Origin of the sequence: Lysinibacillus sp. Ag94, assembly GCF_023242215.1 — a bacterium.
Classification (GTDB): domain Bacteria; phylum Bacillota; class Bacilli; order Bacillales_A; family Planococcaceae; genus Lysinibacillus.
This window is the reverse complement of sequence record NZ_CP096780.1, coordinates 4,018,417-4,039,526: the sequence shown is the minus strand read 5'-3', so window position 1 is coordinate 4,039,526 and position 21,110 is coordinate 4,018,417. Positions and strand designations below refer to the sequence as shown.

The 21,110-nt window shown below is 37.9% G+C and carries 20 protein-coding genes; 16 read left to right on the top strand and 4 right to left on the bottom strand.

Going from position 1 to position 21,110, the window contains the following annotated elements; all coding sequences use genetic code 11:
• The first annotated feature begins 107 nt into the window (after positions 1-107).
• Positions 108-740 (top strand): restriction endonuclease subunit S, encoded by a 633-nt coding sequence (locus tag MY533_RS19070; RefSeq protein WP_248717190.1) that lies wholly within the window; start codon positions 108-110, stop codon positions 738-740.
• A gap of 168 nt (positions 741-908) precedes the next feature.
• Here the strand turns inward: MY533_RS19070 and MY533_RS19065 are convergent, their stop codons facing one another.
• Complete coding sequence (locus MY533_RS19065) at positions 909-2,582, bottom strand: ribonuclease J (protein WP_248717189.1); 1,674 nt, start codon at positions 2,580-2,582, stop codon at positions 909-911.
• Between the two features lie 182 nt (positions 2,583-2,764).
• Here MY533_RS19065 and MY533_RS19060 point away from each other — a divergent pair, with 182 nt between their 5' ends.
• Entirely contained in the window at positions 2,765-3,529 is a 765-nt protein-coding gene (locus MY533_RS19060; RefSeq protein ID WP_248717188.1) for a DUF2935 domain-containing protein, read from the top strand.
• A 247-nt stretch (positions 3,530-3,776) separates the two neighbouring features.
• Here MY533_RS19060 and MY533_RS19055 read toward each other — a convergent pair whose 3' ends face one another.
• Positions 3,777-4,271 carry a L,D-transpeptidase family protein gene (locus MY533_RS19055; RefSeq protein ID WP_248717187.1) on the bottom strand — a complete coding sequence of 165 codons (495 nt, stop codon included), beginning with the start codon at positions 4,269-4,271 and terminating at the stop codon, positions 3,777-3,779.
• A gap of 148 nt (positions 4,272-4,419) precedes the next feature.
• On the opposite strand from MY533_RS19055, the gene MY533_RS19050 reads away from it, so the two are divergent.
• From MY533_RS19050 to MY533_RS19030, 5 genes are all read left to right on the top strand, one after another.
• Positions 4,420-4,653 carry a hypothetical protein gene (locus MY533_RS19050; RefSeq protein WP_142510125.1) on the top strand — a complete coding sequence of 78 codons (234 nt, stop codon included), beginning with the start codon at positions 4,420-4,422 and terminating at the stop codon, positions 4,651-4,653.
• Positions 4,654-4,697: 44 nt separating this feature from the next.
• A complete protein-coding gene (locus tag MY533_RS19045; protein WP_248719248.1) occupies positions 4,698-4,910 on the top strand; it encodes a hypothetical protein in 213 nt (70 codons plus the stop codon).
• Positions 4,911-4,925: 15 nt separating this feature from the next.
• On the top strand, positions 4,926-5,123 hold the full coding sequence (locus MY533_RS19040; protein ID WP_142510126.1) for a gamma-type small acid-soluble spore protein: 198 nt from the start codon (positions 4,926-4,928) through the stop codon (positions 5,121-5,123).
• Positions 5,124-5,240: 117 nt separating this feature from the next.
• Positions 5,241-5,411, top strand: a complete 171-nt coding sequence (locus MY533_RS19035; protein WP_132363410.1) for a cysteine-rich CWC family protein — start codon at positions 5,241-5,243, stop codon at positions 5,409-5,411.
• Between the two features lie 248 nt (positions 5,412-5,659).
• On the top strand, positions 5,660-6,241 hold the full coding sequence (locus MY533_RS19030; protein WP_248717186.1) for a DUF305 domain-containing protein: 582 nt from the start codon (positions 5,660-5,662) through the stop codon (positions 6,239-6,241).
• A gap of 98 nt (positions 6,242-6,339) precedes the next feature.
• Here MY533_RS19030 and MY533_RS19025 read toward each other — a convergent pair whose 3' ends face one another.
• Positions 6,340-6,936 (bottom strand): metallophosphoesterase family protein, encoded by a 597-nt coding sequence (locus MY533_RS19025; protein ID WP_248717185.1) that lies wholly within the window; start codon positions 6,934-6,936, stop codon positions 6,340-6,342.
• 566 nt (positions 6,937-7,502) lie between these two features.
• Here MY533_RS19025 and MY533_RS19020 point away from each other — a divergent pair.
• The 9 genes from MY533_RS19020 to MY533_RS18980 all read left to right on the top strand — a co-directional run bounded on the left by MY533_RS19020 (position 7,503) and on the right by MY533_RS18980 (position 20,551).
• Positions 7,503-8,999: a class I adenylate-forming enzyme family protein gene (locus MY533_RS19020; protein WP_248719247.1), complete on the top strand. Its 1,497-nt coding sequence runs from the start codon at positions 7,503-7,505 to the stop codon at positions 8,997-8,999.
• Positions 9,000-9,393: 394 nt separating this feature from the next.
• A complete protein-coding gene (locus tag MY533_RS19015; RefSeq protein ID WP_248717184.1) occupies positions 9,394-10,383 on the top strand; it encodes a C39 family peptidase in 990 nt (329 codons plus the stop codon).
• Positions 10,384-10,503: 120 nt separating this feature from the next.
• The gene (locus tag MY533_RS19010) at positions 10,504-11,733 is read left to right on the top strand and encodes a carboxylate--amine ligase (RefSeq protein ID WP_248717183.1); all 1,230 of its coding nucleotides are present in this window, start codon (positions 10,504-10,506) and stop codon (positions 11,731-11,733) included.
• On the top strand, positions 11,733-12,446 hold the full coding sequence (locus MY533_RS19005) for a cysteate racemase (RefSeq protein ID WP_248717182.1): 714 nt from the start codon (positions 11,733-11,735) through the stop codon (positions 12,444-12,446). The genes MY533_RS19010 and MY533_RS19005 overlap by 1 nt, the downstream gene beginning before the upstream one ends.
• Positions 12,447-12,683: 237 nt before the next feature.
• Positions 12,684-13,832, top strand: a complete 1,149-nt coding sequence (locus MY533_RS19000) for a DEAD/DEAH box helicase (protein ID WP_248717181.1) — start codon at positions 12,684-12,686, stop codon at positions 13,830-13,832.
• Between the two features lies 1 nt (position 13,833).
• Entirely contained in the window at positions 13,834-15,063 is a 1,230-nt protein-coding gene (locus MY533_RS18995; protein ID WP_248717180.1) for an aminopeptidase, read from the top strand.
• A gap of 30 nt (positions 15,064-15,093) precedes the next feature.
• The gene (locus MY533_RS18990) at positions 15,094-16,035 is read left to right on the top strand and encodes an SGNH/GDSL hydrolase family protein (protein WP_248717179.1); all 942 of its coding nucleotides are present in this window, start codon (positions 15,094-15,096) and stop codon (positions 16,033-16,035) included.
• 281 nt (positions 16,036-16,316) lie between these two features.
• Positions 16,317-17,474 carry an exonuclease SbcCD subunit D gene (locus MY533_RS18985; protein ID WP_248717178.1) on the top strand — a complete coding sequence of 386 codons (1,158 nt, stop codon included), beginning with the start codon at positions 16,317-16,319 and terminating at the stop codon, positions 17,472-17,474.
• Positions 17,471-20,551, top strand: a complete 3,081-nt coding sequence (locus MY533_RS18980) for an SbcC/MukB-like Walker B domain-containing protein (protein ID WP_248717177.1) — start codon at positions 17,471-17,473, stop codon at positions 20,549-20,551. Before MY533_RS18985 ends, MY533_RS18980 begins: the two co-directional genes overlap by 4 nt.
• A gap of 213 nt (positions 20,552-20,764) precedes the next feature.
• On the opposite strand, the gene MY533_RS18975 is transcribed toward MY533_RS18980, so the two are convergent.
• On the bottom strand, positions 20,765-21,100 hold the full coding sequence (locus MY533_RS18975) for a magnetosome magnetite crystal formation protein family (RefSeq protein WP_248717176.1): 336 nt from the start codon (positions 21,098-21,100) through the stop codon (positions 20,765-20,767).
• Positions 21,101-21,110: the final 10 nt, after the last annotated feature.

Genomic DNA, 21,110 nt, shown 5'->3' with positions numbered 1-21,110 from the left:
AAAATGGTACAATGATTGATGGTAAGTTTTTATTGGGAGAAAAGCCATGTGTAAAACGGTGTTGATTTATTCTTAGAAGCTTGTTTTAGAGATTGGAGGATTCATGCATGGTAAAGCGTTATCGATTAGATGAAGTTGCTAAAATAGAAGAGGGGAAAATAGTACCGACGAACAAGTATTTTACAAACGTCGGAGTCCCCCTAATTACAGCAGAAAATTTAAAAAAGTTAATGCTAAATGGTAATATTGAACAATTACCAAAAGTTAATATTACATTGAAAGAACATTTAAAGTGTTCACTAGTACCAGCTAAAACCATCATTTTTACGAAAGCTAATTTGAAGGAAGCAAATAAATATATTTATCAATGCGAAACTGAAATGTGTATTACAAATGATATCGTCGCTATTATTCCAAATGAAACAATTATTTTGAGTGATTATTTATTACACTTTCTCAAATGGTATCAAATTCATAAAGAATGGCATCATTTGTACGATATACCTATAGATATCCCGATGTTAGCTGTTCAACAGAAAATGGTGCAAATTTTAAATAAGATTCAGTTTTTATTAAAGAATAAAGAATCTTTAATGGCAGCTGTAGAAGTGTTACCACAAAATTTTCACAATTTCTCGATGCAAATAGAAAATCACTCAAAAAGTTTACATCATGGGTTTAATCAGGCTCAGCATCGTTATGATGTTATGCTACATAAAATTTTTAAGGGTGAGCATTAAAAAATTGCACAATAATCATTCTTTATCTTCACAGGAATTAGCTAAAATAAATTTAGTCGGTGTAAAGGTCAACATCTTTCACACCGACTTTCATCAATTATGTCGAGGCATAATTGTACCTGTCGCTATGCTTTTAATTCAAAAGACATCATAAAACATATGCCTGAGTTAAATTTCGATAATTATTGGTAAAATCATTGGTTTTCTTTTTGTTTGTGTAAATAGATATTGACCGACAGCTCTTTTCATTTCTCTTTTTAAGACATGGATTGACTGCTTAGTTTCTTCCTGCAGCTCATTGACCGTTTCTTTGACGAGAACATTTACTTTCGTTAACAGCTCCTCAAAGTCTTTGGCATAAACAAAGCCTCGTGAAATTGTATCCGGTTCTGAAATGAAGGTGCCATCTATTTTATTAAGTGTTATAACGATAACGAGCATGCCGTCTTCTGATAGCTGTTTGCGATCTCGTAAAACAATTCCTTCGACTTCACCAATTCCGATACCGTCGACATACGTATCACCTGAAGGGATTTTACGTGTTTGCCTAGCCATAGCATTTTCAATATCTACAACATCCCCGTTTTTCATAATAAATGTATGCCCTCTTTTGACACCAACGGACTCAGCTAACAAACGGTGCTGATGTAACATACGGAATTCTCCATGAATCGGAATAAAAAATTTAGGCTTCATTAGCGTCAGCATTAGTTTTAAATCTTCCTGGTAGCCATGACCTGAAACGTGCATACCTGTATGACTAGCCGAACCATAAATAACCTTTGCACCTAGCTGGAATAAATTATCAACAATCCGTGAAACACCCTTTTCATTTCCTGGAATAGGGGATGAAGCTAAGATAACTGTGTCATCAGGTAAAATTTTCACTTCACGATGATTTCCATTTGCTAAGCGAGAGAGTGCAGCTAATGGTTCACCTTGACTACCCGTACATAACACAACAACTTCTTCGGGTGGAAGATATTTCACCTCACGAGCATCTATTAACATATCCTCTGGAATGTTTAAATAGCCTCGCTCAAGCGCAACATCCACAACATTCACCATACTCCGACCAAGTAAGGCAAGCTTTCTATTTGTCGTAATCGTTGCATCTACAATTTGCTGTATGCGATTAACATTAGAAGCGAAAGTAGAGATAACAATTTTACGCTCGGCATGTAAAAATGCATCTTCTATATGACCACCGACAAGCTTCTCTGAAGGAGTTAAACCAGGTCGTTCAGCATTCGTACTTTCAGAAATAAGTACTAGCACGCCTTCTGATCCTATCTCGGACATTTTATGAATATCTGCAAACTGATTATTGACAGGCGTTAAATCAAATTTAAAATCTCCAGTGTGTACGACATTTCCTTCGGGTGTATTTATAACGATACCTAAGCAATCAGGTATACTATGGTTTGTTCTAAAGAAACCAACATCAACTTGTCCGAAATTTAATGATGAATCGGAGCGAATTTCTATTAATTCAGTCTCTCTTAAAAGCTTATGTTCTTTCAGCTTTAGCTCGATTAAACCAAGAGTAAAACGTGTTGCATAAATAGGGACATTTATTTTTTTTAACAGATAAGGGATACCGCCGATATGATCCTCATGTCCATGAGTTACAATTAATGCTTTGATTTTCTCTTTATTTTCCAGTAAGTACGTAATATCAGGAATTATTAAATCGATACCTAGTAGGCTTTCGTCTGGAAATTTAGCGCCGCAGTCGATAATTAACATCTCATTCCCGTACTGTACTACATACATATTTTTGCCAATCTCATTAATGCCTCCTAAGGCGAAAATCGATAATGTATTGTCTTTTGTGGACAAGCATATCCCCTCCTAATTTTTTTCAGTATGTTCCTTTAATGAAAATTCAGCATTAGTAGTATAGCTTTAAGCGTTTCATCCTATACGAAAAGACCATTTTAGGTTTAGCATTAATATTAGATTTTCATGAAGAATAGAATAGAATAGAATAGAAGAACGTAAAGAATAAAGGGGATGACTGGTTGTCGAATTACTTACAACATGCAGTGTTTGAACATAGGTTTTGGCTAAGGATATTGAAAGACCATTCTCAATTTATTCATGATTCCTTGTATCCATCGGAAACAGAGGATATTAAAAGAGCGAGCGCATTTATTCTCAAATTTTCTCAGCTTCTTGCTTATGTTAATTCGATAGATGCCAGTAATGCGGTGTCCTTCTCACTTACAGTCGATGAAGCTGTAGAACAACTAAAGCAATTTAAATTTTATTTGCTTAGAAAGCAATTAACGGGAAATATTAATATCCATCTACCACCTACTTTTATTAATCATATGGTGAATGAATTAGAGGAGTATCAAAATGTCCTTAGCTATCTGAAGAAGGGAGAAGTCCCGCCAATCTTTCATGAGCTACATCATCATTTACTCTGGCTGTTAGATGCATCAGGACATGCAGGTATCATTCATGACGATCTGGATGGTGTAGAAAGAAGGTTGAGACAAAAAAGTACTACCTTTGCTCAACATTTTGAACAATTTTATTTAAAGGCAGTGGAGCTTACAGGATATTTGCGTTCAAATATAGACTCATTCCCCGCATTAACTCGCTTTAATCATGATGTGGATATAGAAATGGGATTATTCAAAACTTTTTTACGGGAGTTAGAGGAGATGGAGTTAAGTGCAGAAGTATTAGGTACATTTACAGCTCTAATGGCGGATCATATGCTAAGAGAGGAGCAATACTATTTATCGAAGCTTGCACAATCTAGAGGTGAAGGTTAATTTGCAAGATGAATCGCTGATAAACATCAAAGAATCGCTGATAAAACCAAGTAAATCGCTGATAAACATCAAAGAATCGCTGATAAAACCAGGTAAATCGCTGATAAACATCAAAAAATCGCTGATAAAATGATGGCAATCTGAAGGTTTCAGGTTGCTTTTTTTATTCCGATAAATCAGCATAATGTACCGATAAAACTAAAAAACATTCCGATAAATCTAGGAATGTTTTTAGTCTGGCAGATTTTTATGGATGAATAAAAACTCCAGTACCGATTGGAACGATGCTGGCGAGCTCTTCGACATCCTTATTATGCATGCGGATACAGCCACGTGAAACGGCATGACCGATTGAGCTAGGATTATTAGTTCCGTGAATTCCGTAATGTTCTTTAGATAAACTCATCCACATTGTCCCAAACGGACCACCAGGATTTGGATCCTTATTAATGATTATAAAATGGCCAGTAGGTGTATCATGTAACATCCTACCGACTGCTATTGGATATTGCTTTTGAAGAACATTATTCTTATATAATCGTAGCCATCGATTTTCAGTAGAAATATCTATTCTATAAGGGATAGTATTTGGATTAGGAAATCCAGGTATAACGATTTGTTGTCCTATATAAAGTACATTCGGATCTAGCCCTGGGTTAGCAGCCATTATGGACGCTAATGGCGTACGATAATTTCTCGCTATTTGGGACAAGGTTTCGCCTGCTCTAACTGTATGGATCAAAATCATCACCTCCTATAAAGTGGTTGCTTTAATACAGGTTATGCCGAAGAAATAGAAAATACCTTTATATTTTTATAAGGATAGCAACTACAGTTAGTTGGACATGATAAGCAGTAACAAACCATATCCGGTAATCGAGGAGATCTAGATGAAAGAATTTAAAATTACTTATTTTTTTGATGAACTACATTATGTAAGGAGATTTATCCATATAGAATCACAGGAAAAGGCAGAGGCATTAGTTCGCAGTGAACGAGATCAATATATATCCTTTACAGATAGTAGAGGGATGTATCATGAGCTGCATACAAGACATGTTCGGGTCATTCAAATATCTGAATATCATCGCATCGATAAAAGCTCGAAAACGAAAGACACATGATTTGTCCAACACTGCACATGCTATAAGTAAAGGAGTGAGTAATGATGGACTTAGAAAAAAACATACCACATGAAAAAAAGATGTTTATGAACTTATCGAGTAAGGATAAGCCAGATATGGTAGATTCTGATAATATAAGTCTTTTCGATTTACACGAAGATATGCAAACGGTTGATCCTATACCGGTTAGAGAGCTCAATAAAAGAGTAGAACGAGAAGGCGATGAATTAATTGAATTGCAGCCGGATGAATTATAGGAGGTAGGGATTTGTATGACTGATCATAATGAAGCTCAGTTTACTTCTGCTGGAACAAATATTAATGAAGTAAAAAGAAAAAATGCAGAAGGTGGGTTATCTTATAATGAAGTGAAAAAGCTGCTAGCCCAAAGAGGTGGGGCTGGTACGGAAATATATAGTGATACAGATGTCGAAGAAGTAAAGCAACAGATTCATGGGAAAAAGCAATAAGCTAATTGGGGAGGAGTATGAAAAAGTACTCCTTTTTTATTTTGTAAGGATGAAAAAATCACTGATAAAAACTTCACTTTACTTTACAATGAAAAGTAAATGTATGGAGGTGTCCGAATGGAGGAAAAACGTTGCCCGTTATGTGGACAAGATAATCATTGTGGGGTAGTAAATGGGCAAAAGGATTGCTGGTGTATGACAAAGAGTTTCCCTAAAGAAATCCTTGAAGCAGTACCTAAAGAGCAATGTATTTGTCAAAAGTGCCTGGATACATACAAAAAAGATTAAACATATCCACGTTTTTAGTTTGTTCTATGCACGACTTCCACGATTCTGTTGGTTCTTCGTGCAATCAATTATGCCTCGCCTCGACATAATTGCGCTGACGCATCGCTTTCGCTGTCGTACAGAAAACACTCGCAGAAAGAAGTTAAAAATATTTTAATGCTGTTACAAAACAATAGAGATCAGTTGGTACAATTGTCTACCGCACAACAACCTATCGGACATATATTACTCTGAAAGGAGTGTGTCTAATGACTAAAACAGTTTTACTCAGTAATGTAACAAAGGTTTATTTAGAGGAAAACCAAAGGATCCTCGATAAAATGATTCAGGGCATGACCTATGTGACAATTACATGTAGTATTTCAGATAATTTTATTAAGCAAATATTACCGCATCAAGTAGCTGCTATTAGATTGTCGGAAAATGTTTTGCGATACACGACAAATATACTTGTACAAAATCTCGCGTTAGAAATAATAGCAACAAGTACGGAGACTGTTGAATGCCTCGAAGCGATACAAAATAGATGCTGTATCGTACAAAATTCGGAATGTGAATTGTACGATTATATGTGTGCTTTTAAGGAAATTACTGGGGCTATGTTCCAAGCAATGAGTTTACCGCCAGTTTCCAATAATATTAATATAAACTTCCTGCGAGCAATGATTGTTCACCATCAAGCGGGCGTTCGACTAGCGCAAAACGTTTTAAGGTTCTGTATTTGCCAAGAATTAATACCAATCCTTCGAAATATGATTCAAACTATGTGCGATCGTATTTGCGAAATGGAAAAATTACTAGATGCTTTAAAGGATTGCGAGAATTGCTAGTTTGAACGGAACATTTACAAAGTGAAAAAACGCTAGAGTCAAAGTCGATTTTAGCGTTTTTTTATGACAGCAAAACTCAAACGCTTGATGAAAAATAATCAAGCATTCTCAACAGAAGGTGCGCGCATAAATGTTACTGTTCGTTTGTTACTATCGTAAAGACACCACTCTCGATGATCAACAACCGATCCAACATTGATACCGTATTGCTTTTCTTGTAATGCGATTGGTTGGCCATAGCGAATACGAATAGGTAGCTTTTTATTGCGATGATAAAGACCTGATTCATGACTATGCCCGAAGAAAAGAAGCGATTTTGTAAATGGCGGAAATGTTGGTTGCCAAGTAACACTCCATTTGAATTGATGTCCATGCATAAGTGTTGCACCATCAATCTCCATAGTTTCAGGTAACTCTGTAAATCGTTCAATGCCAGTTACACGTGTAATACGCTCTTCCTGATTGCCACGAATAGAGGGGAATGTTAGTAAATTTTCAAAATCATTTTCTACTATTGCAGCTTTTTGTAGCGGTATACCCGACATTGTTTGAGCCTTTTTCTTACTTACAGTACATTCGTATAAATCACCTAATCCCAATACCTTTGCATCTTCCGCAGTTTGCTGAATATGGGCTAGAACCGCCTTAGTATCTTCTATATTAGAATGTAAATCTCCTAAAAGTGCGTACAGCATTTTAAATCATGCCTTTCATTAATTATGCCTCGGCATAATTGTGTGACATCCGCCGGGCTTAAACTTCTTTCAGCAAATGTGTGAAACCTACTGACAAGTAATCTCTCGAAGCTACACTTTCGCTCAAAAGACATTTGTTGAAAGAAGTTAATCATTATACAAATATCATACACCTAACAGAAATTGATAGAAAAGTAAAATGTATAAATATATTTAGTTACATATGGATTATATGTTGGTACATGACCATAACGTCGAGTTAATTCCCGTTCTGAGCTGTATACTTTCCTAGAATTGTCCGATGAGCCGCTTAGGCCAATAGATATTTGTACAAAGGCATTATCATTTAGCCTGCATTCCTCAATTGCTAATCTCAAAGAGTTATTTGTCTCCCTCGATTCAATTTTTCCGCATGACCTATGATTTAACAAAATGAGCCTTAATAAGTATAGAAAAATTGCCAACAATTTCATAGATTGATAAAATATAATTGTAATTTTCTGAATCTTCAAGATAATCCTACATGTTATGAAGGACATGAATATTATTAATCTGGGGGGCTTATGATGACGATGTTAATGACAGATATGCTACAAAAATATGCTATGCAGCAACCAAATGGGATTGCAACAGTTTACGATGGGACAAAGCTATCCTATAGTGAGTTTTATAAAAGTGCCGAAACATTCGCTGCATACTTACAAGAGCAAGGTTTTAAAAAAGATGATGTAATTGCATTATATACGCTCAACTCAGATTTATTTTTAATCGCTTATATCGGTGTTCAGTTAGCAGGCTATGTTGTCATGCCCATTAATACAAAACTAGCAGCTCCAGAGGTCGAATTTATTTTTAATCATTCAGAAGCTAAAGGACTTATTTATGATGAAAGGTTAGAGGATGTACTTGCAACTATTGGCTATCCGTTTCAACATATTGTAGGGCTCGATGTAATGAAAGACGTCATTAAAAACTATCCCGGTCAAAGAAAAGCTATCAAATTGGAGCCTCATGATACTAGTGTTGTTATGTATACTTCTGGGACGACGGGTAAACCAAAAGGAGTAATGCTAACTCATCAAAATATTGTATCAACTGCGGACATATGGTCGTCCTCAATGGATATGACCAATGAGGATAGAATGTTTATTTGTACGCCTTTATTTCATTGTGCAGGTCTTCATGTATTTGCGATGCCGATGTTTTATAAAGGCGGTACAATAGTTATAGAAGAGGCTTTTTCTTCGACTAACACATTAGAACAGTTAGTTGTTACAGATTCAACAATTTTCTTTGGTGTTCCGTCAATGTATACAATTATTTTAAATACACCTAACTTTAAGGAACATACATTTAAAAATTTACGTTTATTATGTTACGGAGCGGCACCGATGCCTTATGAGCTTGTTAAGCAAGTGAAGGAGGCATTTCCTAATGTGAAAGTACAAAACCTGTACGGACAAACTGAAAATACTCCTGCCACCACTTCTCTTTTAGATGCTGATGCATTGACAAAGATTGGATCAGTGGGAAAACCATTAGCCCAAACGGACGTCCGTGTTGTTGATAGCTTTGGTGAAACGGTGCCAGCGGGTGAGGTAGGAGAAATTTGTGTCAAAGGACCACAAGTTATGAAAGGTTATTTACGTAATCCTGAAGAAACAGCTAGAGCCATTAAAGATGGTTGGCTCTATTCAGGAGATTTAGGGCGTTTTGATGAAGACGGTTATCTCTATATTGTTGATCGTAAAAAAGATATGATCATTCGAGGTGGCGAAAATATTTATCCTATCGAGGTTGAAGAGGTTTTATATCAACTACCAGAAATTTTAGAGGCTGCCGTTGTCGGTTTTCCACATGAAGTATATGGCGAAGTTCCGAAAGCGTTTGTCGTATTGAAGGAAGGTAAGTCTTCCGATGAAGAGGCGATATTGGCGTATTGTCGGACTCAGCTCGCGAAGTATAAAGTGCCACATGAAATTGAATTTTTAACTGAATTACCACGTAATGCTTCTGGGAAAGTTTTGAAGCATACATTACGACCAAGAGTAAGTACGCCATAACGTGTAAAACAGTTTGATAAAATATGAAAATAGCAAACGAAGTAATACCTTAATCAGACGCACAATATAGAGATGCTTTTGTGTAGGGGAAATAGGTTAGGCCTGGTGCGCAATTGCGTTCGAGGCTTTAGGTAAACAGATATTTATGACGCCAAGCGTAGTGCTATCGTAGCGGCAGCTGCATGAAATTGGTTACTCAGTCGTTGTTGCTGTCGCTTCGCTTTCGCACAGATAAATTGCCACGTGACGTGACGTTCTTAGAGTGTTTGGACAACCGCTAATAGAAGTTAAAAATAGGAACGTCTATGAAATTAGCGTATAATAGAGTCTGCGACAAATTGAAATAATAGAATTGAAGTAATTGTCTTCAAACAAGATAGGAGCGGAATTTGTCTTGTGGACGGGGGATAAACGCCTTTTACTAATAGGTTTAATGATAATCATGCTACTACTTTCGGGTTGCCATCCGTTTTCGCAGCAGGAAATACAAAACAAAGGATTAACGGTGTTAACGGTAGAGTTTAATAGTGGTGCGCCCATACCTAACCTGTATATTACTGCTACAGATGTAGAGTCAGGTGAGGTAGTAGAGGATGCGGTTGGCTCTGAAGAGGGTGAAGCAATATTTTCGAAGCTAATAGCGGGACGAAAATATGCTATAGCTGCAACTACGCTTGAAAATAGTACGAAAAATGATGGCTATACGACAATCGAAAATTTTACATATGATGCGACAAAGCCGTATTATCGATTGGAGACACATTTTTCAAGGGACGAGCAAGAGCTGGATGTACCAGTTGTTATGCAAAAACCTGAACTACCACATGGCTGTGAAATAACATCATTAACGGCTGTATTAAATTATTATGGGCTAGACGTTACGAAGCTAGAAATGGCTGATAACTATTTACCAAAGCAAAAAATTAGAACTATAGACGGACAACGATTTGGTCCAAATCCGGCACAGGCTTTTGCAGGAAATCCTCGTGATAAAGCACATGGTATGTATGTCTTTGCAGCTCCGATTGTCAAAGCCGCAGAGGCAGTAATAGCAGATAAACAAGCAGATTTACGAGTGACAAATAAGAGTGGTGCCTCGCAGGACGAAATTTTACAGCTTGTTCGGGAGGGAGTCCCTGTTGTAACTTGGGTTACATTAGATTTATCAGAGCCCCAAAGAAAGCTAGCTAAGGGCTGGATCTATGAAGGTGAAAAAGTGCTGCATGCCGCGTATATGAACTTGCATGCTGTTGTTTTAACTGGGCATTTAGGCGATAAAGTTGTTGTTATGGACCCATTAAAAGGCTTTGTCACTTATAATGTGGATCAGTTTTTTAAAAGCTATAAAGAGTTAGGTGAACAAGCTGTAGCCGTTCATAAATGATTCAAAGAAGAGTTGTAAGGCGTACAAGGAAAGTATGTTACACTTGTAAAAAAGGCTTGTTAATGGGGATGCCCCCACGTTATATGAGAGCCTAATAAAAGCTAAAGGGAGTTGAGTAGAATGGCCATTGAGCACGCTTTTTTACCGGTTTTATTAGGAGATGAAATGAATGCTTACGGCATGGCAAGAGCATTTTACGAGTCCTATGGCGTTAAACCACTTGCATTAAATCATACGAATATGGAGAAAATACAGCAGAGTGATTTATTAATATTTCGTGAAGTTCCAAGACTCCATATTGAAGAACGTTTTGTCATTGCGTTAAAGGCAATTGCAGAGGAATTTGCAGGTAAAAAATTGCTGTTATTAGCCTGCGATGAATTTTACGTAAAAAAAATCGTAGAACATAAAGCGGAGCTAGCAGAGGATTTTGTAATTCCTTATGTGGATGCAAACCTTGCTAACGAGCTATTAACGCGTGAGAGCATGTATGAACTTTGTGCGAAGTTCGGCTTTCACTATCCGGCAATGCATGTTTGCACCGTCAATGATTACGAGGAATTTGTCATCCCTTTTGAATTCCCAGTTGTCATTAAACCTTTGAATATGACAAAGTATGCTACATGTATTTTTCCAGGCAAGAAAAAAGTGTATATTGCTAAAGATAACGACGAAAAGGATGCTATTTTCCATGCCATTTATAAGGAATCGGCATACCGAGATGATTTAATGGTACAGCAATATATTCCTGGCGAAGATGCTCATATGTACGTCGTAAATGCTTATGTTGGGCAAGATAGTAAGGTACAGCTATTATCTGTAGGTAACCCAATTTTAGAGGAGCATTCCCCAGAGGGGATTGGTCGCTATGTAGCCATCATGACAGCATACGATAAAGACTTAATGGACCGCGTAAAATTGTTTCTAGAGGAAATACAATTCCAAGGCTTTGCCACGTTTGATATGAAGTACGATGAACGTGACGGTCAATATAAGTTATTAAGTATTGAATTACATAATGAACTTTCAAATTATTATGTGACAGCAAGTGGCTATAATTTAATGCAATATGTTGCGGATGATTTTATCCGCGGAAGTAAGAAACAGCTAACATATGTTCAGAACAAGCATCTTTGGACAATTGTGCCGAACGGTGTCCTCTTTAAATATGTACAAAATGAACAGCTTGTAATTGAAGCGAAAAGTCTTATTCGCCAAGGAATGGCTACGGACTCCATCTTTAATTATAAGGATATGAATGCGAAGCGTTGGTTAAATATAACGCTAGATAATTTAAGCTTTTATCGCCAATATAAGAAATATTTTAACAACAAAGGTCTGTCGAACTAATGAAAAAACAAACTTTAGGTATAATAGGTGGCGTTGGTCCACTAGCAACGATGTTTATCGGTGAAATGATTGTAAGACGTACGAAGGCAACGAAAGATCAGGAGCATTTACATACAATCATTGATAATGATACGAATATTCCTGATCGTACTGCCTTTATTTTAGATAGTACAAAGGAAAATCCCGTACCAGTGATAGTCGCAGATGCTAAAAAGCTTGCTTCTGTTGGAGCAAATGTCATTGCTATTCCATGTAATACGGCACATACCTTTTACGATGACATAGTTGAAGGTTCTCCAGTTCCCGTCTTACATATGATAAGGGAAACAGCAAAGCGCGCTTCTGACTTAGGGGCAGAGCGTGTAGGGATTTTAGCGACAACGGGTACATTAACCTCACGCATGTATCAAGATGCGTTAGAGGAATTTGGTATAACACCTGTTGTTCCAGACGATGTGATGAAAGAGAAAGTCATGTCTATTATTTACGATTATGTAAAGGCTGGAAAAGATGTCTCTTGGGAGGATTGGCAGCCGATAGAAGAAGCAATGCTTGTACTAAATTGTGATCGTATTGTATTAGGATGTACTGAATTATCAATCGTCAATCGAGATTTAAAACTAAGTGACAAATATATCGACTCATTAATCGTTTTAGCAGAACGTGCTATATTAGCATGTGGCTATGAAATTGTAGATAAACAAGCGTATTAATCAAATAAAATCTGCACACTTTTCGCAGGTAAGTTGTAAACCTTCAAAAAATCTCAAGTTTATAAAGTGCTTGAAGGCTGGCAAATCCCGTGATGAGTCGTGCAGATTTTTTTATCTGTAGGGAGATTAAGAAAACCCCATTTTTGAAACGATTATACAAAGGTTTACGTACATATGAAGTAGGAAAATGATTAGTGTGTTAAACTAGTGTCAAGCAGATAGAAGGTGGGAAATTACATGTCAGTAATAAATTTATTAAATGAAGATTTACAAGCAAAATGGAAATTTGAAGAGCCGATGAAAATTCAAGAGGAAATGATTCCAGCAATGCTTGAGGGCAAAGATATTGTAGCCGAGTCACCGACAGGGTCGGGGAAGACTTTAGCTTATGTACTTCCTTTATTAAATAAAGTAACCGGTTCAAAAAAACAAACACAAGGACTTATCGTAGCGCCATCACAGGAGCTAGCAATGCAAATTGTAGAGGTTATCCGCGAATGGACAGCAGGTTCTGATATTACGGTTCAACAACTAATTGGTGGTGCGAACTCTGCACGTCAAATAGAAAAGTTAAAGAAAAAACCGACGATCGTTGTAGGTACACCTGGCCGATTAAATGAATTAGCGCGTGCTGGAAAACTAAAGTTAAAAGAAATTGAAACAGTTATTTTAGACGAGTGCGATCAGTTACTAAGTCGTGAATATCGTGTTGTCGTGAAATCTTTTATCGAAGGGTCAGCATATGGGCGACAAGTAGTTGTTGTTTCAGCAACAATTACGGAGGAAATTGAATTAGTGGCTAGTCGTATGATGTTTGAGCCAGTACGCTTTAAAATTAAACCTGAGGATATGTTAAAGGTTGGTAAAGTTGTACACTCTTTCGTGAAAGTAGAGGAACGAGATAAAACTGATTTCCTACGTCGACTATCACATACAGAAGGATTACGTGCACTTGCTTTCGTCAACAATATCGATCAATTGCTAATGAAAGAAACGAAATTACAATATCGTTCGGCACCGATTGTGACATTACATTCTGACATGAAGAAAGAAGAACGTAAAAAGGCGTTAGATGCATTCCGTAAAGGTGACGCGCGTATTTTAATCGCTACAGATATTGCTGCACGCGGTTTAGATATTGAAGGTTTAACACATGTTATTCATGTTGATGTACCGAGAACAATTGAGCAGTATTTGCATCGTTCTGGACGTACAGGTCGTGCTGGAGCAGATGGTGAAGTATTAACGTTATTATCTTATCGTGATGAGAAAACGTACAAAAAATGGACAAGAGAAATTTCTGCGAAACCTGTACAGAAAATATGGCATGAAGGCAAGCTAGTGGAGGGTAATTCAAAAACAATTGGACAGAAGCGAGGTAAATAATATGACGTTTGAAGAAAAATTACAAGCATATGCAGAACTTGCGGTAAAAGTCGGTGTCAATATTCAACCTGGGCAATACTTATTAGTTAATACTTCCGTGGAAGCATTAGATTTCGCCCGTTTAGTCGTAAAAGAGGCTTATAAAGCTGGTGCAGGACGTGTTCATGTTAATTTTTCAGATGATGAAATGGATCGTGCTTACTTTGAGCATGCTTCAGATGAAGAATTTAATCGTTTCCCAGAATGGGTAGTTAAAATGCGTGATGAGGTAATCGAACGTAAAGGGGCATTCTTATTGATTGATGCTGCAGACCCTGATAAATTAGCAGGTATTTCAGCAGATCGCCTAGCTACTCATCAAAAGGTATCGGGAGCTGCTCTGAAAAACTATCGTAACGCCGTAATGAAGGATTTAATAGCTTGGTCGATCGTTGCTGTCCCTTCACCAAAGTGGGCATCGAAGGTATTCCCAAACTTAGCGGCTAAGGAACAAGTACCAGCATTATGGGATGCTATTTTTAAAACTGTTCGTATCGGTGAAGGCAATGCTGTTGAAAGCTGGCGTGAGCACGTAGTAAATTTAGAATCTCGCGCGGCCCTGCTGAACAATAAAAAATATGCAAAGCTTCACTATACAGCACCGGGCACTGACTTAACAATTGCTTTAGCGCCACAGCATAAATGGCTTACTGGGGGTAGTAAAACGCCAGATAATACTACCTTTATTGCTAATATGCCGACAGAAGAGGTCTATACGTTACCAATGAAACAAGGTGTAAATGGCTATGTCAGCAATACGAAACCATTAGTTTATCAAGGGAATATTATCGATGGCTTTAAACTAACGTTTGAAGAAGGAAAAATTGTTAAGGCTGAAGCACAGGTAGGCCATGATTTATTACAGGAGCTTATAAATGTGGATGAAGGCTCTTGTTATTTAGGTGAGGTCGCACTTGTACCGCACGAATCCCCAATTTCAGCATCGGAGATTTTATATTTTAATACATTGTTTGACGAAAATGCATCGAACCATTTAGCGATTGGCGAAGCTTATCCAACTTGCTTAGAAGGTGGAAGAGATTTAGAAAAAGGACAGCTTGAAGCGCTAGGTGCCAATATTTCAGTGACACATGAGGACTTTATGATTGGTAGCGGTGAGATGGACATTGACGGTATTTTACCAGATGGAACTGTAGAGCCAATTTTCCGCAAAGGTAGCTGGGCATTTTAAGTTCTTCATTTGAAGAAAGGAGCTGAGCAGATGAAACGATTACTAAGCATACTAATTGGTGCAGCTATACTCATAATGGCATTAGGTGTTTCATCTGCTTTTGCTCAGACTGAAAACTACCTATCAATTGGAGATTCCTTGGCGGCTGGTCAAACGCCTTACCAACAAATTGATACAGGCTACAGTGATTTAATCGCCATGAAATTAGGAATGTCTGGGCAATTGAGCTTCTATACAAAGGAGCTCGCTTTCCCAGGCTATACAACAGCTGATGTCTTGAAACGAGTACAATCAGAGGAAGCAAGTGACTTACTAGCTAATGCAACACTTATTACTGTTTCGGCAGGTGCCAACGATTTACTGCGTCTAGTGCAGGTCAATCCAACTGCCGGTACATTAGCCTTTACGCAGCTGCAAACGGATTATGCATTAAACATTGCCAGAAAAAATATGGCGGAGATTTTGGAAGAGTTGAAAGTGCGAGCACCTAAGGCAAAGGTCTATGTAATGGGCTATTATTTTGCTTATCCAAATGTTCATGCTACGCAAAAAGAAGGCACAAATGCACAGCTTGTAAAGCTAAATAAGATTTTACAGCAACAGGCAGAGCATGCTGGAGCAGTTTATGTAGACGTCTATAATGCTTTTGGGATAAACGCTAGAAACTTTTTACCCAATATCTCTGACGTCCATCCAAATTTTGAAGGCTATCGCCAAATGGCAAATGCTTTTTTACATGAATATAGCGGAAATAAAGCACTAGCCATTGCTTCAAACGAACTGCCAAAGCCGAACCCTATGTCATTCGAGCACATATTAGAAAAACTAGCAAAGGCAGAGCAGAAACAAAAAGCAAAAGAGCAAGAAAATGAAAAGCCAAAACCTACTGCGCGTGCCATTCAAGGTTTTACAGGATACGCTGCTTTTATGGAGAAGGTAAGAGCAACACGTTTTAATCATAACTATTTGTAACAGGGCATCGACAGTGATGCTCTTTTTTATGTTAAATATTTATAAAATTATAAGTGACGGAAAGAATAGTCGGAGCGACGGAAAGAATTGCCGGGCGACGGAAAGAACTGTCGGAGTGACGGAAAGAATCGCCGAATCGATGGAAGGAACCCCCTCAGGGCGACGGATAGCCGGCTCCCTTAGTTCCCCGCGTTATGATAAGGAACCTTTATCAAACTAATAAAAGGAAAAACAATCAATCCATCAGCCGTGATAAAATAAAAAAACAGGAGGCGCAAAGAATGAAAATATTTCATACAGCAGATTGGCATTTAGGAAAGCTTGTACAAGGCGTCTATATGACGGAGGATCAACATTATATTTTACAGCAATTTATGCTAGCGATTGATGAGGAAAAACCGGATGTTATCGTTATAGCAGGTGATTTATATGACCGATCGATGCCTCCTATTGAGGCAGTGAATTTACTAAATGATATTTTGGCGGAAATTGTGCTTGATAAAAAAATCCCTGTGTTAGCGGTAGCGGGGAACCATGATAGTGCAGGTCGATTGAACTTTGGCAGTAGTTTAATGAGTGATAGTGGATTACATATTAAAGGCCAATTTACGAAAGATCATGCGCCGATCGTACTCCATGACGACTATGGTGAAGTACATTTTCACCTCGTACCATATGCAGAGCCGGCTTCAGTACGGACTATTTTAGAGGATGATTCCATTCGATCTCATCAAGAGGCGATGGAAAAAATTATCGACCATATTGGTCAAAGTTTAGATCCAACAAAACGTAATGTTTTTGTAGGACATGCCTTTGTGACGAAGTATGGGGAAGAGGAAGCGAACACGAGTGATTCTGAGCGTCCTTTATCAATAGGAGGCTCGGATTGCATAAATGCAGCGTTGTTTAAGCCTTTTCATTACACAGCACTTGGCCATTTGCATAAAGCACATTTTGTGTTGAATGAAACGATTCGCTATGCCGGTTCTCCTTTGAAGTATTCATTATCTGAGCACTTACATGAGAAGGGCTTTTTAATAGTGGAGCTAGATGCACAAGGGGAAGTCACTGTCACAAAACGTAAGTTTATAGCGAGACGGGATTTACGTGTGGTAGAGGGCTTAATGGATGATTTATTACAACTACCACCTAGTGATGATTATGTATTTGTACGTTTAACAGATGCTACGTCAGTAACTTCGCCGATGGAACGTATCCGTACGGTGTTTCCTCATGCGATGCATGTTGAGCGCAAAGTAGCACGCCAAGACGTATCACATGAAATTCAGACGATTGAGACAGAGAAAATAGAAGACATCGATTTATTCCGATCATTTTTTACAGATATAATTGGCGTACAGCCAGATCAAGATACAGAACGTCTATTTACAGAGATGCTACAAGAATTATTAGATGAGGAGCGGGAGACAGTAAAATGAAGCCTTTAAAGTTAACGATTACTGCATTCGGTCCATATAAAAATACAGAGGTTATTGATTTTCAACAGCTTGGTGAACATCGTCTATTTGCGATTTCCGGAAAAACAGGCGCAGGGAAAACGACGATTTTTGATGCGATATGCTATGCACTTTACGGATCGGGTAGCGGTGAAGATCGTCAGGATACTGCTATGCTTCGAAGCGGGTTTGCGGATGATGATGTGTATACTGCAGTGGAGCTCGTTTTTGAAATGCATGATAGAATCTATCAAATTTTACGTCAGCCAGGCCATATTAAAGCAACGAACAAAAGTGTCACTGGCAGGAAAATTGAACTGGCTGAAATCAAAGGAAACACGCTTGATTACAATATTGTAGAAAAGCAGCAAACGCTTGAGGTAGATAAAAAGCTACAGGATATAATCGGCCTCACAAAGGATCAGTTTAGTCAAATTGTTATGCTACCACAAGGTGAATTTCGCAAGCTGTTAACCTCAGATTCTACAAATAAAGAAGTTATTTTACGCAAAATTTTTAAAACAGATCGCTTTGGTGCGATGACAAAAAGACTTGATGCGAAACGAAAAGAGGCGGAAAGTGATTTACAGCATGCTCAACAATTAAAGGAACATCTTCTTGGCCAAATTGCAGGTGCTTTACCACAGCGTTCGTCATCTTTATTTACTTGCATTACTACTAATACTGACAATATGCATCAGCTGAAGAAGGCTCTGGAAGAGGAGCAAACCTATTATACGGAATGTATACAATTGGAATTGCAACGCTATAAAGAGGCTTATGCGCATCATCAAAAAGAGCAGGAATTTTACAGCAGAGCGAAAACATTGAATGAGCAATTTGATGAGCAAACTAATCGTCAAAATCGCCTACAAGCATTGCTACAAGAACAAGATATATATAGCGCAAAAGAACGCGAAATTGCATTAGCAGAAAAAGCAGAGCGTCTTGTCATACTTGAGCAACAATGTATCGATTTACGTGCTGAGCAAAATCGTAAAGAACAATCCTATCAGCAAGCAATGACAGAGCAGAAAAATACAGAAGCTCAGTTAAAAATAGCGCAGGAAAAGTTTAACGTTGAAGAGGCGAAAGAACCTGAGCGTCAACACGTTTTACAACAGGAATTACAGCTACAGGCATTATTACCGACGTTCGAGACGTATGAGAATAATCTGCAGCAGCTGCAAATAGCTGAACAATATGTTGCAACAGCCAAGCTAGCAGTAGACGATAATAGTAAAATCGTAGAAACAGAACAAATGCAAGTTCAGCAGTTAACAAAAACAATTGAACAATATGAAAAACAACTGGAGCCATATGAAAGTTATTTAGAACAGCTACCTAAGTTAAAAGAGCAAGTATCATTACTAGCGCAAGTTGAAAAATACACGAGAGCAGTTGCAACGGTGGAGCAGGATGTAGCTACTGCTAATAGCCATTATCAAGAAAGTAAGCAGGCTCTTCAAAAACTGGAGCAACAATGGATTGCGAGTCAGGCAAGTATTTTAGCACAGCAACTCAAGGACGGAGAGCCTTGTCCAGTGTGTGGTAGTACAACACACCTCGAAACACATCGTGAGCAATTAGAGATGATTGAATTAGCAGAGGTGGAGGCTTTACGAGGAAAGGCTAGTACTGATGAGCGCAAGTTTTTAGAGAAAGAAGCTTTATTGAATTCTACAAAGCATCTTCTACAAGAGGCGCTAGAACAGTTAGAGACGAATGCGATTAATCAATCGAATCAAGCACAAATTGTAGCTTCGTTGCAAAACGTAGAGCAACAAATAACAATCTTAAAAGTAGTGAGCCATCAATTATCTGATGTACGTATGCAACAAAAGGATCATCATGCGCGAATGGAGCAGCTACAAGAAAAGCAAATAAAACTTGAGCAATATTTAATTGAGAAGACGAAGGAATTGATGAAACAACAAGCAGTCGTGGAAGAGCAGCAAAAGCATATTCCAGAAAATCTTACGACGCTACAAGCATTGCAACAGGCCATCGCTCATATAGGATCACAAAAGCTTGCATTACAAACTGCGTGGAATAATAGCCAGCAAAATTTGCAATCTGCCAAGGAAGCCGCACATAATGCTAGAATGACCGCAGAAATAGCGAAACAGGCTTTTCAGGAATTAAAGCTGAAAATGGATGAAAAACGCGAGCAATTTTCAGTGAGTATGAAGGAAGCAGGGTTTGAAAGCTATGATGAATTTGCTGCTGGGAAGCGGAGCGCGTTGCAAATAGAAGCTTTACGGAAATCTTGCCATGAATATGCACTACAAATCCACACATTACAAGTACAAATTACTGAGGGGGAGAAGCATCTTAAAGGGCAAGAGAAGCAAGATTTAACGACCATGGAAGAAAAGTTAGAGATGCTTCGTGTCACATATGAGGAAGCTTTTAAAGTATTGCAACAAATGGAAGGATTTGCAAAGGCTTGTGCAAACTTTATCAAAAAGGTTGAGGAGACCGAACAGGAGATTCATTTACTTGAGAAAGAAGCGGGGCGAGTAAAGGAGCTCTATGCAATGTTAAATGGACAGAATGTGAAAAAGCTGTCTTTTGAGCGTTATATTCAAATCAATTATTTAGATAAAATTACAGAGGCGGCAAATGTTCGACTTTATCATTTATCCAACGGTCAATTTGAGCTACGACGTTCAGATCGTTTAGAAAAGCATGCCAAGCAAAGTGGGCTGGGACTCGATGTGTATGATGCTTATACAGATCAATTACGAGATGTCAAAACATTATCAGGGGGAGAAAAGTTTAATGCGTCTTTAAGTCTTGCCCTTGGGATGGCAGATGTCATTCAAAGCTTTCAAGGTAATATCCGTATTGAAACGATGTTTATTGATGAGGGCTTCGGTTCTCTCGATGAAGAAGCATTAAATAAGGCGATTGATACGCTTATTGACTTACAAGATTCCGGACGTATGATTGGCGTCATTTCTCACGTTGCGGAGTTAAAAGCTACAATGCCTGCTGTGTTGCATGTTGAAAAAGCAATGAACGGTCATAGTCAAACATATTTTGAAGTAAAATAACAAAGAGGCGTATCTCCGTTTGTTGGAAATACGCCTTGTTGTTATTTTTTTTTAGTTACGTTAGGATTTGTTCCTTTTTTTGCAGCGATTACTTTTTTGACAATGGGGATGACGATAGGTGCTAATTTTACAGCGGTTTTAACAACTTTAGATACTTTCACAAAATAACAGCTCCTTAAGTACTATGTGTTCAAGGAGAGGTTAAGATGAAACTTATCGGACCACCCGAACAGCTTGAATAATATTCCAAATAACGACTCCTAATGAAACGAGAATATAAATTGCGAATGAAACAAACCAAATGATAAGAAAATTATTACTATCTGAATTTAGATCAAAATTAGTGTTGAATGATAAAGTTGAGAAAATAAAGACTGCAAAGAAAATTATACCGAATGCGACTGGGATTAAATGTGATATTAGTGCTCGAATAGAGTGCCTCTTTACGTCGCTATCTTTTGTCACAAAGTAAACGACTAATGGCACAATAAAGGGTGCAAATAAAATACTGAGATAACTAAAGGCAGATAATATTTTTTGGTTCTCCATAGTAGTACCT